The 14,246-nt window shown below is 60.8% G+C and carries 10 protein-coding genes; 8 read left to right on the top strand and 2 right to left on the bottom strand.

The annotated features are described in order from the left end of the window. The first annotated feature begins 22 nt into the window (after positions 1-22). Positions 23-3,604: a family 16 glycoside hydrolase gene (locus tag B3187_RS01735; RefSeq protein WP_286804346.1), complete on the top strand. Its 3,582-nt coding sequence runs from the start codon at positions 23-25 to the stop codon at positions 3,602-3,604. A 172-nt stretch (positions 3,605-3,776) separates the two neighbouring features. Here B3187_RS01735 and B3187_RS01730 read toward each other — a convergent pair whose 3' ends face one another. Further along, positions 3,777-4,880 carry a Gfo/Idh/MocA family protein gene (locus B3187_RS01730; protein WP_286804345.1) on the bottom strand — a complete coding sequence of 368 codons (1,104 nt, stop codon included), beginning with the start codon at positions 4,878-4,880 and terminating at the stop codon, positions 3,777-3,779. Positions 4,881-5,292: 412 nt separating this feature from the next. Between B3187_RS01730 and hemF the strand changes: the two genes are divergently transcribed. From hemF to B3187_RS01705, 5 genes are all read left to right on the top strand, one after another. Then, positions 5,293-6,213, top strand: coding sequence for an oxygen-dependent coproporphyrinogen oxidase (gene hemF / locus B3187_RS01725; protein ID WP_286804344.1), 921 nt, complete (start codon positions 5,293-5,295; stop codon positions 6,211-6,213). 18 nt (positions 6,214-6,231) lie between these two features. Continuing rightward, on the top strand, positions 6,232-7,068 hold the full coding sequence (gene aroE, locus B3187_RS01720; protein ID WP_286804343.1) for a shikimate dehydrogenase: 837 nt from the start codon (positions 6,232-6,234) through the stop codon (positions 7,066-7,068). 94 nt (positions 7,069-7,162) lie between these two features. Continuing rightward, positions 7,163-7,888, top strand: coding sequence for a FadR/GntR family transcriptional regulator (locus tag B3187_RS01715; protein ID WP_286804342.1), 726 nt, complete (start codon positions 7,163-7,165; stop codon positions 7,886-7,888). Between the two features lie 27 nt (positions 7,889-7,915). Continuing rightward, the gene (locus B3187_RS01710; protein ID WP_286804341.1) at positions 7,916-9,655 is read left to right on the top strand and encodes an IlvD/Edd family dehydratase; all 1,740 of its coding nucleotides are present in this window, start codon (positions 7,916-7,918) and stop codon (positions 9,653-9,655) included. Continuing rightward, positions 9,655-10,422 (top strand): SDR family NAD(P)-dependent oxidoreductase, encoded by a 768-nt coding sequence (locus tag B3187_RS01705; RefSeq protein WP_286804340.1) that lies wholly within the window; start codon positions 9,655-9,657, stop codon positions 10,420-10,422. Before B3187_RS01710 ends, B3187_RS01705 begins: the two co-directional genes overlap by 1 nt. Before the next feature lie 89 nt (positions 10,423-10,511). Here the strand turns inward: B3187_RS01705 and B3187_RS01700 are convergent, their stop codons facing one another. Then, positions 10,512-11,288: a ThuA domain-containing protein gene (locus B3187_RS01700; RefSeq protein WP_123639366.1), complete on the bottom strand. Its 777-nt coding sequence runs from the start codon at positions 11,286-11,288 to the stop codon at positions 10,512-10,514. Between the two features lie 388 nt (positions 11,289-11,676). Between B3187_RS01700 and B3187_RS01695 the strand changes: the two genes are divergently transcribed. Continuing rightward, the gene (locus B3187_RS01695; RefSeq protein WP_123638797.1) at positions 11,677-13,251 is read left to right on the top strand and encodes a sodium/sugar symporter; all 1,575 of its coding nucleotides are present in this window, start codon (positions 11,677-11,679) and stop codon (positions 13,249-13,251) included. Positions 13,252-13,254: 3 nt separating this feature from the next. After that, on the top strand, positions 13,255-14,166 hold the full coding sequence (locus B3187_RS01690; RefSeq protein WP_286804339.1) for an SMP-30/gluconolactonase/LRE family protein: 912 nt from the start codon (positions 13,255-13,257) through the stop codon (positions 14,164-14,166). Positions 14,167-14,246: the final 80 nt, after the last annotated feature.

Below are 14,246 nucleotides of genomic sequence, written 5' to 3'. Positions count from 1 at the left end.
AATAACGTAAACGGAGCGCCCCATGAAACGCCCTTATACCCTCCATCGCACCGCATTGCTGGCCACGGCCCTGGGCAGCCTGCTGCTCACCCAGGCCTGCCAGAAAACTGAACCGGCGCCTGAATTCCAGGCCGCCAGCCCGGCGACGCTGGAGGGCGACATGATTGCCTTTCGCTCCACGCTGGATAACCGGGCTCGCATGCTGACCGTGCGTCAGCCCGATGACATCAAGCTGGCGTACGACGTGGAAACCGGCAACCTGCACCAGGCCTGGCGGGGCACGGTGCACTTTACCGGCGCGGTCTTCGATACCCGACACGGCCCCCAGCCCGTCTCCGAGGGCGACCTCTACCTGACCCAGGATGCCCGGTGGCAGACCGAAGGGGCCAGCGTTCAGTATGGCGGTCATCGTTATTCCGGCGATCAGCTGGCACTGCGTTACGACGTTGAAGCGGATGGCTGGAAGGCGACGGTCTGGGAAAAGCCCAGCGCCCGGCTGGAGGAGCAGAGCCTGATCATCACCCGGGAGTTCGCGGTCAATGGCCTGCCCAAAGGGCTGGGCTTGACCCTGACCGGCCTGGCCGAGGCAGCGGACCAGTCATTGGTCGGCAGCGGTGAATGGCAGGGCAGTCAGACCTTGCGGCTGAAAAACGGCGTGACCCGGGTGCAGCGCACCTTTACCGATCCGACTCGGGTCGAGCGACCGGATGAAGCGGGCGAAGGCGACCACCCCGGCCAGACCCTGGTTGAGGGCAGTGACTGCGCCGCCTGTCACAACCCGGAAATCAAGACGGTCGGCCCCTCCTACCAGTCCATTGCCGAACGCTACGACAATACTCCGGACAACCGGGCCATGCTGGCTAAGAAGATCATTCTCGGGGGCGCCGGCAACTGGGGTGAGGTGCCCATGAGTCCGCACCCGGACCTCAGCCAGGAAGATGCTGAGCAGATGGTCGACTACATCTTCTCCCTGCAGGAAGAAACGGAGGGAGAAACCCGCTGGAATCTCGACCAGCCGGCCACCGACACACTGGAGTTGGTGGCTGAGACCCCGGCCGAGGCCACGGGAGATGGTGCGCTGGTATACCGCCACCTTTTCAGTGGCGATCAACCCAATATTGAAAGCCTGCGTGGCACGGCCCCATCCGAAGTGGCCCGGGTGTCGCGCATTCACTTCCCGGACAAGGCCTCTTTCAAGCCGTTGGATTTGCGCTTCGCCCTGCAGGTAAAAACCCACCTGAAAGTGGACGAGACGCTGGAGACCGAGCTGCGCCTGATCAGTGATGATGGCGCGGTGGTGTACCTGAACGACGAGCTGCTGATCGACAGCTGGGGCTTCCATGGTCCTGAGCCGGAAGATGCCAGCGTTACCCTTGAGCCGGGGCTCCACTCACTGGAGGTGATCCACTTCCAGAGTCACGGCGGTGCGACCCTGTCGATGCAGTGGCGCAATCCCGAAACCGGCGAATTTGAAATCATTCCGGCGGAGATGTTGCAGATCCAGGCGGCCGATCGCCGGGACGTGGTGCCGGTGATTACCGATCCGGAACGGGTCAAAACCATTCCCGGAGACCAGACCAAAGTCGCCGGTGTACATCCGGCCTTCGATCGCTTCCAGGCCCGTCCGGACGAGTTTGAACCCATGGTCGGGGGCATTGATTTTCTGCCCGATGGCCGGATGGTCATCACTACCTGGGATCCGGAAGGCTCGGTGTATATCGTCAGTGACTACGACAAGGGCCCGGAACAGGCCAGCGTCAAACGTATCGCCCGGGGCCTGGCCGAACCGCTCGGCGTGAAGGTCGTGGACGGTGATATCTACGTGCTGCAGAAACAGGAACTGACCCGCCTGGAAGATGTGAATGGCGATGAGGTCATCGACGTTTATCACTCGGTATCCGCGGACTGGTCCGTGACCGACAACTTCCACGAGTTCGCCTTTGGCCTGGAATACCAGGACGGTTACTTCTATGGTGCGCTGGCGACGGCGATTTTGGCAGGCGGTGCCAGCGCCGACCCCCAGGCGCCGGATCGTGGCAAGGCCATCAAAATCCGTAAAACCGACGGGCAGGTGGAGTTCGTTGCCCAGGGCCTGCGCACGCCGAACGGCATTGGCTTTGGTGTGGACGGCGAGCTGTTTATTGCCGATAACCAGGGCGACTGGTTGCCCGCCAGCAAAATCGTCGAACTGACGCCGGGGGCCTGGTACGGCTCGCGTTCGGTGGACTTCGAAGGCACCGCCGACCTGACCGAAACCAAACCGGTGGTCTGGCTGCCCCAGGACGAAATCGGCAATTCCCCCAGTGAGCCGGCGCCGCTGAACGTCGGCCCCTACCAGAACCAGATGATCCACGGCGAAGTGACCCACGGCGGCATCAAACGGGTGTACGCCGAGCGGGTGAACGGCCGTCTGCAGGGCGCCGTGTTCCGCTTTATCCAGGGGCTGGAAGCCGGCGTCAACCGCCTCGACTGGGCGCCGGATGGTTCACTGATCGTCGGTGGTGTCGGCAACCCGGGCAACTGGGCCGATGGTGAAAAACAGTGGTACGGACTGGAACGTCTGGTCTACAACGGCGAGACCGCCTTTGAGATGCTCAGCGTCAGCGCCCGCTCCGACGGCTTTGTGATCGAGTTTACCGAGCCGGTGAAGGCGGGCCAGAATATCAGCCCCGAAGATTTTGAGATTCTTCAGTGGTATTACGAGCCCACCGCCGAGTATGGCGGTCCGAAAAAGAACGTCACCGAGTTGCCGGTGGAAGGCTTTGCCCTGTCGGAGGACCGCAAGCGGGTGAGCTTCAAGCTCGGCGGACTCAAGCCCGACCATGTGGTGTATTTCCGCATCGCCCGGCCCTTTGTCAGTGAGACCGGCAACAGCCTGTGGACCACAGAAGCATGGTACACCCTCAACGCCATTCCGGAAGACCAACCGGTGGCGCTTGAAGGTCGTCAGCCCCAGCACAATCAACTGACTGATATCGAGCAGGCCGAAGGCTGGAAGCTGCTCTTTGATGGCAAAACCCTCAACGGCTTGCGCAACTACAACGCCGATACCCTGGGTGAGCGCTGGGTCATAGACGATGGTGCCCTGCATATGCAGCCCAACGATGGTCGCCCCGGTGGGGATCTGGTGATTACCGACGAACCCCTGACCCGCTTCGAGCTGTACCTGGAGTGGAAGCTGGCGCGCAACGGCAATAGCGGCATCATCTACAGCGTGGATGAGTCGCCGGAGCTGGAGGCGCCCTATATGAGTGGCCCGGAGTACCAACTGCTGGATAATATCGGCCACCCGGACAGTGAGATCTACACCCATCGGGCGGCGGACCTGTACGACCTGATTGCCGCCACGCCGGTCACCGTGAATCCGGCCGGCGAGTGGAACCGCACCCGTCTGGTGGTGGATAACGGGCGGATCGAGCACTGGCTCAATGGCTTTAAAGTGGTGGAAGCCGAGATGGGCACTCCGGAATGGGAGGCGATGATCGCCGAGAGCAAGTTTGCCGACTGGGAGGCCTTTGCGGCGACCCCGGAGGGGCATGTGGTGCTCCAGGATCACGATGACCCGGTGTGGTTCCGCAACATCAAGTTGCGGAAATTACCGTAAGGTGGACAAGCGACTTCGTAGGTAATGCTCCGCCTGGGTATACCCTTGTGAGACGCGCCGTAAACCCATCCATGGGGGCTCGATCACCCGCCATCCAGGCGGGTGACGGTCTCACAAGGGTATACCCAGCCTCCGCAGTGCCTATGTAACGTTTCGGGAACTAGCAAGTGAGTTATAACTCAATCCGCTTACCATCCTCCCGGGCGGACTTGAAAATCGCCTGGACAATGCGAATATCCCTCAAGCCTTCCTCGCCGGGCACCATGACCGGCATGTCCTGCAAAATGGCCCGGGCATCGTCGTCCATCTGCGCGGCCTGCTGGTTGGCGATGGGTTTGTCCAGTTTCCTGCCATCGCTGGTGGCGCCCTGCACACCGTTGTAATTGGACATGGGCCGCAGGTAATAGGAACCCTCAGCGCAGGTCACCTCCAGCTTATTGCCCGGCTTCACAAAACTGGTCATACATTCGGCCACCGCACCACTGGGGAACTCCAGGGTAAAGTGGGTGGTGGAATCCACTTCGGTGAAGGCTTCGGGGTGGGTAATTTCATGTCGACCGGACACCGCTACCGGCTCCTCACCGGCGGCATAACGAGACCCATTAAGCGGGTAGACGCCCATATCGTACATGGCGCCACCGCCCATATCGGCACGCATCCGCCAGTTGTCCGGCGAGCGATTTTCGCCACCGGAGTATGCCGCCACCGCATCAATGCGCTCAATCGCCCCGTAGGGTTTGTCCTTGGCGAACTGCATCACCGTCTGGGTATTCGGCTCATGCTGCATCCGGTAGCCGATGCTCAGCTTCACGTTGTTTTTACGGCAGGCATCAATAATCTCCTGACACTCCGCCTCATCCATCGCCATCGGCTTCTCACACCACACATGCTTCCCCGCATTGGCGCCAATCACCGAAAACTTCTTATGCAGACTCGTGGGCGTCACCACATAAATCACATCAATATCCGGATTATCCGCGATGGTGTGCATGTTCTCGTAGTTGTACACATTGGCGTCCTTGATACCGTATTTTTCCTGCCATACCGGAATCTTCTCCGGGCTACCGGTGACAATCCCGCGCAGCTCACAGTGTTGGGTCAGTTGCAGTGCCGGCGCGAGCTGGTTGGTGCTGTAGCCACCGAGACCGACCAGGGCGACGCCCAATTTTCGAGAGGGGCTCCCCAGCAGGTGGGGGGACCAGCCGGACGAGAGCAGGGCGGTTGACGCGCCGAGGCCTTGTAGGAAGCGGCGGCGGTTGAAGTTGGGGTGGGGCATTGTGGGAACCTCCGGGTTGGGTTACGGCGGGTGCGGCCTTTGGCCTTACCCGCCCTACGCAAAGTAACGCAGAATGTGGCACGGAGGTTTGCGGTGGGGTATACCGTTTCAAAACCGTGGAGCGGGGGGACCCGCGATGCGAGCCCCGTGGACGACCCACATGGATGTGGGAAGTGTCCCGAAGCGCTGGGAGCGCGAAGGGACCGTATTCACGGCGTGTCTTGAAAGGGTTCACCTCGCAGCGACCCGGGCTTGAAGCAACAAAAATAGCTGGATACTAAAACGCTTTGTCTCAGCGGGACGTCATAATCATTCTGACCATAACCCAGTTTAGATCACTCTGGCCATGAATTTCGCCTCGGTGGGTTCGGGCGCGTACAATACGCCCTCAATCGACAGCGCGAGACTCACCATGCCCACCGAAAACGCCCCCGACAAACAGGCCGTCAAAGACTACCTGCTCGGACTCCAGGACCGCATCTGCGCCGAGCTGGAAACCGAAGACGGCGGTGCCCGATTCCTACAGGACGAATGGCAGCGCGAACAGGGCGGGGGTGGCCGCTCCCGGGTGCTGACCGAAGGCAACGCCATCGAAAAAGGCGGCGTCAACTTCTCCCACGTCTTTGGCGACCAGATGCCCGCCTCGGCGACCGCCCACCGGCCCGAACTGGCCGGGCGCTCCTTCGAAGCCATGGGTGTCTCCCTGGTCATCCACCCTAACAACCCTTACGCCCCCACCAGCCACGCCAACGTGCGCTTCTTCATCGCCGAAAAACCCGGCGCCGAACCCGTCTGGTGGTTTGGGGGCGGCTACGACCTGACCCCCTACTACGGCAGCGACGACGACTGCCGTCACTGGCACCGCACCGCCAAAGACGCCCTGGACCCCCACGGCGACAATCTCTATCCGTTTTTCAAGAAATGGTGCGATGACTACTTTTTCCTGAAACATCGCGACGAACCCCGGGGCGTTGGCGGCCTTTTCTTCGACGACTTCAACGAACTGGGCTTCGAGCGCAGCTTCGCGGTGATGCGCGCCGTGGGCGACAGCTACCTGCCCGCCTACCGCCCGATCCTCGCCCGGCGCAAGGACACCGAATACGGCGAACGCGAGCGCAACTTCCAGCTTTACCGGCGAGGGCGTTATGTCGAATTCAATTTGGTGTATGATCGCGGCACCCTCTTTGGTCTGCAGACTGGGGGGCGCACGGAGTCGATATTGATGTCTCTGCCGCCCCTGGTGCGCTGGGATTACGACTGGCAACCGGAGCCGGGCAGCGCCGAAGCGGCGCTCACTGAGCACTATCTGCAGGCCAGAGACTGGATCGAATAACAAGAGCTGGAAGGTTGTATGACAGACGCTTACGCCGTATTCGGCGATCCCATCGCCCAGAGTAAGTCCCCCTATATCCACCGTCAGTTTGCCGAGCAGACCGGGGAAGATATCGCCTACACCAAACAACAGGTGGCCGAAAAAGACTTCGAGCAGGCCGCCGATGCGTTTTTCGCCAGTGGCGGCAAAGGCCTGAACATCACTGCCCCGGACAAACTGGCCGCCTATGGTTATGCGGCCCGCCTGACACCGCGTGCCCGCCGCGCCGGTGCGGTGAACACCCTGGTAAAGCGAGCGGACGGTACCCTGCTGGGCGACACCACCGATGGGATCGGCATGGTAAACGACATGCACAACCTCGGCTGGGAGATTGCCGGCAAGCGGCTGCTGATCCTGGGTGCCGGGGGGGCGGTGCGCGGCGTACTTCAACCGCTGATGGAGCAGGAGCCCGGCTCACTGACCATCGCCAACCGCACCGTGCACAAGGCCGAGCAACTGGCCAAAGGGTTTGCCGACCTGGGCGTGATTGAACCGTTGGGGTACGAGGCCTTGAGCGGACGTCAGTTTGACCTGGTGATCAATGGCACCTCCGCCGGCTTCGGCGGCGAACTGCCGCCCCTGCCCGAGGAGCTGCTGGCCGAAGGTGCTGCCTGTTACGACATGATGTACGCCGCCGAACCGACACTGTTTCTGCAGTGGGCCGAAGCCCACGGCGCTGCCCGACTGACCGATGGCCTGGGCATGCTGGTGGGACAGGCGGCGGAGTCCTTCTATCTCTGGCGCCAGGTGCGCCCGGAAGTGGTCCCGGTGATTACCGCGCTGCGCCGGAGCCTGTCTGCCAAAAAAGGGGCGTAAGCCCTGTCGGCTTTGCTGTAAGATAAATAGCATTTATGGTCGGTAAGGCGCGTCGGCGCGTATATCCGGCTTTCCAACCACAGCGAGCAAGGTAATGAGCAGACTAGAGGGCGGCCGCAACCTGACCCATCAGGTGACCTACCAACTGGGCGCAGCCATTGTGCGCGGGGAGTACAGTGTCAATGATCCCCTGCCCACCGAGGCGGACTTGTGCGAGCAGTTTGATATCAGTCGCAGCGTAGTGCGTGAAGCGGTGAAAATGCTCACCGCCAAGGGGCTGATTTCTTCCCGGCCCCGCCAGGGCATTCGGGTGCAACCCAACCATCGCTGGAACATGTTTGATGAGGACGTTCTGGAGTGGACCCTGAGCAGCCGCCCCTCCCTGTCGCTGCTGCGCGAGTTCACTGAGCTGCGCATCGGCATCGAGCCCGAAGCGGCCATTCTCGCCGCCCGGAAGCAGAGCCGGGAGCGGATTGCCGATATCGAAAAAGCGCTCTTGCGCATGGAAGCCGCCGAGCGGGGCCATGATGACCCTCTGGAGGCGGACATTGCCTTCCACTCGGCCATTCTGCTGGCCAGCGAAAACCGCTTCTTCATCCAACTGCGCAATTTCATTCAGACCGCGCTGCGGGTCAGTATTGCCTCCACCAACCAGATGAAAGGCGTTACCGTGGCCAGCGAAGCCGACCACCGGACGGTGTACGAGGCGATTGCGCGCGGTGATGTGGAGGGCGCGGGCAAGGCCGCCGTAGCCTTGTTGGAGGAAGCGCTTCAACTGATCGACGCCGCGATTGCGGCTCGTCGCACCGAAACCGCCTGATTTTCATGGCTGCAGGAACCCCTCCCCATGTCTGATTCCGACACGCCGGGCAAGCCTCGGCGCAGCACACAGAGTTACGGCAAACTGGATAAGGATGGCTTTATCCACCGTTCCTGGATGAAAAATCAGGGGTTGCCGGATCATGTGTTCGACGGTCGGCCGGTGATTGGCATTTGCAACACCTGGTCGGAGCTCACCCCCTGCAATACGGGCCTGCGGGAACTGGCCGAGTACGTCAAACGGGGCGTCTGGGAAGCGGGCGGACTGCCGCTGGAGTTTCCCGCCATGAGCCTGGGGGAAACCCAGATGCGCCCGACCGCCATGCTGTTCCGCAACCTGCTGGCCATGGAAGTGGAAGAGTCCATTCGCGGCAACCCCATTGATGGGGTGGTGCTGCTCGGGGGCTGCGATAAAACCACCCCGGCCCAGATCATGGGCGCCGCCAGTGTCAATCTCCCGACCATGGTGGTGTCCTCCGGCCCCATGCTCAACGGCAAATTCCGCGGCCAGGACATTGGCTCGGGCACCGATGTCTGGAAGTACTCCGAGGCGGTACGCGCCGGGCTGATGAGCATTGATGATTTCATCGCCGCCGAAAGCGGCATGTCCCGCAGCCGGGGCGTATGCATGACCATGGGCACCGCCTCCACCGTGTCCAGCCTGACCGAGGCCATGGGGCTGAGCCTGCCCTTGAACGGTACGCTTCCCGCTGTGGATGCCCGCCGTCAGGCGCTGGCGCACCTTACCGGGCGGCGCATTGTCGAGCTGGTCAAGCAGGATGTCCGCCTCGCCGACATCCTGACCCGGGAAGCGCTGGAAAACGCGATTGTGGTCAATGCCGCCATTGGCGGGTCCACCAACGTGGTGGTGCATCTGCTGGCCATTGCCGGGCGGCTGGGGATCGAGCTGGCACTGGATGATTTCGACCGGCTCAGCCGGGACATTCCACTGCTGGTGGACCTGATGCCCTCGGGGCGTTTCCTGATGGAAGATTTCCACTACGCCGGTGGCCTGCCTGCCGTCATGGCGCGTATCAAGGACAGGTTGCACACAACCAACGTGACCGTCTCGGGTGCCGCTCTGGGGGACCAGATTGCTGACGCGCAATGTTACAATGACGACATCATTCGAAAGCTGGACAATCCGGTCAATCCGGATTCTGGCATCTGGGTGCTCAAGGGCAACCTGTGCCCCAAGGGGGCCATCATCAAGCCCAACGCGGCGACTCCCGCGCTGTTGGAACACACCGGGCGGGCTGTGGTGTTCGAGAGCATCGAGGACTACAAGGCGCGCATCGACGACCCGGATCTGGACGTGGACGAACACTCGGTACTGGTACTCAAGGGGTGTGGCCCCAAGGGCTACCCCGGCATGCCGGAAGTGGGCAATATGGCCCTACCGAAAAAACTGCTCGAAAAGGGCGTGCGGGACATGCTGCGTATCTCGGATGCGCGTATGAGCGGAACCGCGTTCGGCTCGGTGATTCTCCACGTTGCGCCCGAATCCAGTGCCGGCGGCCCCCTGGCGCTGGTGCGCAATGGCGATGAGATTGCATTCAGTGGCAAAAACCGTAGTCTATCGCTCAGGATCAGCGACGCCGAGCTGGCGCAACGGCTGGCCGAATGGCAGGATAGTCGGCCGGAGTCAGAATACACTCGCGGCTATGCCAAGTTATATATTGATACCGTGCTCCAGGCCGATCAGGGCGTCGATCTGGACTTTTTGAGGGGCGCCAGCGGCGACCAGGTGGACCGGGAATCGCATTAATGACTGAATACACCCGCTATGCCAGTCTTGCTCACCGCTCGGTATTCATTACCGGCGGGGCGACCGGAATAGGCGCTTGCCTGGTCGAGGCCTTTGCCGCCCAGGGCAGCAATGTCGCCTTCGTCGACCTCAATGAAGAGGCGGGGAATGAGCTGGCCGAGCGGGTGCGTGCCGGACACGACGCCCAGGTGGTATTCCGCCGCTGCGATGTCACCCGAATCGACGAGCTGCGCGCCGCCATTCGCGCCCTCGCGGATCAGTGTGGCGACTTCACCGTACTGGTGAACAACGTCGCCAATGATCAGCGCTACGACCCCCGTTATCTGTCTGAGCAGGCCTGGTACAACAGTCTGGCGGTCAACCTGCACCCGGCGTTTTTCGCCGCCCAGACGATTCAGCCCCTGATGGCCCGGCAGGGCGGCGGGGTGATCATCAACTTCAGTTCCATCAACGCCCTGTTCGGGCCGAGTAAGCTGCCCAGTTACAACACCGCCAAGGCGGCCCTGCTGGGGCTGACCAAGTCCCTGGCCCGGGATTTCGGCTCGGACAAGATCCGGGTGAACGCGATTGTGCCCGGCTGGGTGATCACCGAGCGCCAGCTCAACAAGTGGCTCACGCCGGAGGCGGAAGCCTGGTGGATGGATCAGGTGTGCCTGAAGGAGCGGATTCTGCCGGAAGATGTCGCCAACTTGACGCTGTTTCTCGCCTCGGACGACGCCCGGATGATCACCGGTCAGAAGTTCGTGATCGATGGTGGGCGGTTGTAGCTGAGTACGCGGCGGATNNGTAGGTCGGATTAGCGCGCAGCGCGTAATCCGACAAACCGCCCCCGAGGCGAGGGCGAAGTACCTAAGATCTACTTCTTGAGACCTTTACCCGTGGCCGCCCACATCAGGCCGCCATAGATATGCTCCAGAAACAACCGGTCTCCATAGGTGGCGGGAATATGCCCCAGCGCGGTGTAGAAGGCGCGGCCGCCGTCATACTCGTGGTACCAGGCCATGGGCCGGAAATCCATGTCCTGGCTCTCTTTCTCGCCCCACTTGGCATAGGGATCATAGCTATCGCCATCCACGGACAGGATGTAGTTCAGCGTATCAATGCGCTCGGTGCCGAACTCATAGAACTCATCGGTCCACCAGAACTTGTCGGGCATGCGCTCCAGACCCGGGAACTTGCGGTCCAGCACTTCCAGTTCAGCGGTCTGGTTGCGGGGGTGAATGTGGAAGGTGCGGCCCACCATCTTGGTGTACCAGTCCCAGTCGTATTCGGTGTCCGAGGCGCTGTGGATACCCACGAAGCCTTTGCCGGACTGGATGAAGCGCTCCATGGCTCCCTGCTGTTCTTCGTTCAGGATATTGCCGGTGGTGAGCAAAAACAGGACGACGTCGTATTGTTCCAGGTTCTCGTCGTTGATCAGCTTGGCATCTTCGTGCCAGTCAACGGCGAACTCGTGCTTTTCGGCCATTTTGCGAATGGCGGCCACGCCTTCATTCACGGATTTGTGATGAAACCCGTCGGTCTTGGTGAACATCAGGACTTTGAATTGCGGGATGGACTGGGCCTGGACGCTGGTAAAGGTAAACAGCAGACCGAGTACGCAGGCGGCGGTAAACAGATACTTCTTGAGCATTGCCGTGGATCTCCGGGTGTTGGGTTATAGTTAGTGTGACGCTATTGTGCCTTGGGTTGATGAGTATTGGAAGGTTTGGGTTATGGCGGATGTGGCTGGGCGTGGTTACGGCGGATGCGCCTTCGGCTTATCCGCCCTACGCGAGCTGCCGTGGTATCCGCCGTAAACACACCCAATTCCCACTTTTCCCCCTGAAATCCCTACATCGGCACTCGCAGTCGATGCGGATTATCCGCATAATAGCCGCTCGAAAAATTCCGGCGGAATCCGTGCATTCATCGGCAATACTCTTCGGCGTACCTCCCAATAGAACGCAGGGCGGCGAAGCGGGCGTAGGGGCGTCCACACCGCACCCGCCGGACAATAATCACATAATATGGAGTGCAACATGAGCTTGTCACCACTTGATATAACTACCTTTGCCGTTTACTGCGTGCTGCTGGTCGGCATTGCCTGGTGGGTTTCCCGGGAAAAAGCCGGCCACGAAAAAAACTCCACGGACTACTTTCTGGCGGGTAAATCCTTGCCTTGGTGGGCCATCGGCGCCTCGCTGATTGCGGCGAACATTTCCGCCGAGCAGATCATCGGTATGTCCGGCTCCGGCTTCGCCATCGGCCTGGGCATCGCCTCCTACGAGTGGATGGCAGCCATCACCCTGCTGATCATCGGTAAGTACTTCCTGCCGATCTTCCTGGAGAAAGGCATCAGCACCATGCCCCAGTTTCTGGAGCAGCGCTATGACAGCCGGGTGCGCACGGTCATGGCGATTTTCTGGCTTGCCCTCTATACCTTTGTGAACCTGACCTCCATTCTGTGGTTGGGTGCTCTGGCGATCAATGCTATCACCGGGCTGGACCTGGTCTATGGCCTGAGCTTCCTGGCGGTGTTCTCCATCGGTTACTCCATCTACGGTGGCCTCAAGGCGGTCGCGCTGACCGACATCATCCAGGTGGTGCTGCTGATCATCGGTGGCCTGATGGTGTCCTTCCTGGCGCTGGACCAGATCGCCGAAAATGCCGGCGGTTCCGGTGCTTTCCAGGGCTTCTCCATCATGCTGGCGGAGATTCCCGAGAAGTTCGACATGATTCTGGACCCGAGCAACGAGCACTACATCAGCCTGCCGGGCATTTCCGTGCTGGTCGGTGGCCTGTGGATCATGAACCTGTCTTACTGGGGCTTTAACCAGTACATCACCCAGCGCACCCTGGCTGCCAAGAGCCTGGCCGAAGCGCAGAAGGGCATCGCCTTTGCCGCCTACCTGAAAATCCTGATGCCACTGATTGTGGTGCTGCCCGGTATGGCCGCGGCCATGCTCAAGCCGGATCTGGCCCAGCCGGACCAGGCGTACCCGGAAATGATGAAGCTGGTACCGCAAGGCCTGCTCGGCATCACCTTCGCCGCCCTGGTGGCCGCGATTGCCTCGTCCCTGGGTTCCATGGTGAACAGTATTTCCACCATCTTCACGATGGACATCTACAGCAAGATGATCAACCAGAATGCCACCGAGCATAAAAAGGTCATTATTGGCCGCTCCGTCGCCTGCCTGGCGATGTTGATTGCCGTGATCATCGCCCGCCCGCTGCTGGGTAACTTCCCCCAGGCGTTCCAGTTTATTCAGGAATTCACCGGTTTCTTCACTCCGGGTATCGTCACGATCTTCCTGCTGGGCTTTTTCTGGAAGCGCGCAACCGCGACGTCAGCACTGGTCGCGGCCATTGCCTCGGTCGTGCTCTCCGCGCTGTTCTGGAAGTTCATGCCCGGCCTGCCGTTTATTGATCGGGTGGGTATCGTGTTTATTGCCTGTGTGGTGCTGGCCGTCGTGATTACCCTGATCAGCGGTGCCAAAGAGCAGAGCAATGCCATTCACCTGGACAACATCGATTTCAGCACCCGTACCAGCTTCAATGTGTTGAGCATCGGTGTGGTTCTGATCCTGGTCGCGCTGTACAGCGTCTGGTGGTAAATCGTGCGGCAGCCCGAGTGTGTTAAAAGCCTGCCAGTCGGGAATGTTCTGGGAGAAGGGGTGCTCTGGCACCCCGACCAGCAATCCCTCTGGTGGACCGATATCTTCGGTTGTCGTCTTTACCGCTATCACCCCGACTCGGACTCCCTGACCGAGTGGTCCACACCCGAACGGCTCACCGCCTTCGGGTTTGTGGCGCCTTCGCAAGCTATCTCACAAGCCCCCCAGACCCTGATCGCCAGCTTTGACAAGGGCTTTGCTCTGTACACGCCAGAAACCGGCGACTGTCACTGGTTGGCCCACCCCGAAGCGCACAAACCGGGCAATCGGTTCAACGATGGCAAGGTTGACCGGCAGGGCCGCTTCTGGGCCGGCACCATGGTGGAAGCCGGGGACCCGCTGGCGGATGAGGATGGCGCCGCGCTCTACTGCTGGACGGCTGACGGCGATGTGCAGCCGCATTTACGCGGCCTGGGCATCAGCAATGGTTTGTGCTGGAGCCCGGACAGTCGCACCGCTTATCTGTCTGATTCCGCCCGGGGGGTCTATTACGCCTATGACTTCGACGCCCACAGTGGCAGTTTCAGCAACCGACGGGTGTTTGCCCTGGCCCCTGAGGGCACTGGTCATGACGGCAGTTGTGTAGATGCCGAGGGCAATGTCTGGAATGCCCTGTTCGGTGGCGGCCAAGTGGTGTGTTACTCCCCCGAGGGCGAGGTGTTGTTGGAGCTGGAGGTTCCGGTCAGTCAGCCCACCTGTGTGGCTTTTGGTGGTCCGGATCTGTCCTGGTTGTGTATTACCACCGCGCGGGAAAATCTGTCCGAAGCGCAGTTGGCCCGAGAGCCCGAGGCGGGAAACCTGTTAATTTATCAGACCGATGTGAAGGGGTTGCCGGTGGATTTCTTTCGGGGGTAGGTTTGCGGGTACTTACGGCGGATGCGCCTTCGGCTTATCCGCCCTACGCGAACTGGCATGCTATCCGTAGGGCGGATAAG

The sequence above is a fragment of the Marinimicrobium sp. UBA4209 genome (assembly GCF_002381585.1).
GTDB lineage: Bacteria > Pseudomonadota > Gammaproteobacteria > Pseudomonadales > Cellvibrionaceae > Marinimicrobium > Marinimicrobium koreense.
Note: the sequence above shows the minus strand (reverse complement) of the source record. Positions and strands in the feature narration are given on the sequence as shown.

Excerpts from the sequence above, each read along its gene's own strand:
- B3187_RS01735 (WP_286804346.1), top strand. The coding sequence starts at position 23 with ATGAAACGCCCTTATACCCTCCATCGCACCGCATTGCTGGCCACGGCC.
- hemF (WP_286804344.1), top strand. The coding sequence starts at position 5,293 with ATGCCCACCGAAAACGCCCCCGACAAACAGGCCGTCAAAGACTACCTG.
- B3187_RS01700 (WP_123639366.1), bottom strand. The coding sequence starts at position 11,288 with ATGCTCAAGAAGTATCTGTTTACCGCCGCCTGCGTACTCGGTCTGCTG.
- B3187_RS01715 (WP_286804342.1), top strand. The coding sequence starts at position 7,163 with ATGAGCAGACTAGAGGGCGGCCGCAACCTGACCCATCAGGTGACCTAC.
- B3187_RS01710 (WP_286804341.1), top strand. The coding sequence starts at position 7,916 with ATGTCTGATTCCGACACGCCGGGCAAGCCTCGGCGCAGCACACAGAGT.
- B3187_RS01730 (WP_286804345.1), bottom strand. The coding sequence starts at position 4,880 with ATGCCCCACCCCAACTTCAACCGCCGCCGCTTCCTACAAGGCCTCGGC.
- B3187_RS01695 (WP_123638797.1), top strand. The coding sequence starts at position 11,677 with ATGAGCTTGTCACCACTTGATATAACTACCTTTGCCGTTTACTGCGTG.
- aroE (WP_286804343.1), top strand. The coding sequence starts at position 6,232 with ATGACAGACGCTTACGCCGTATTCGGCGATCCCATCGCCCAGAGTAAG.
- B3187_RS01705 (WP_286804340.1), top strand. The coding sequence starts at position 9,655 with ATGACTGAATACACCCGCTATGCCAGTCTTGCTCACCGCTCGGTATTC.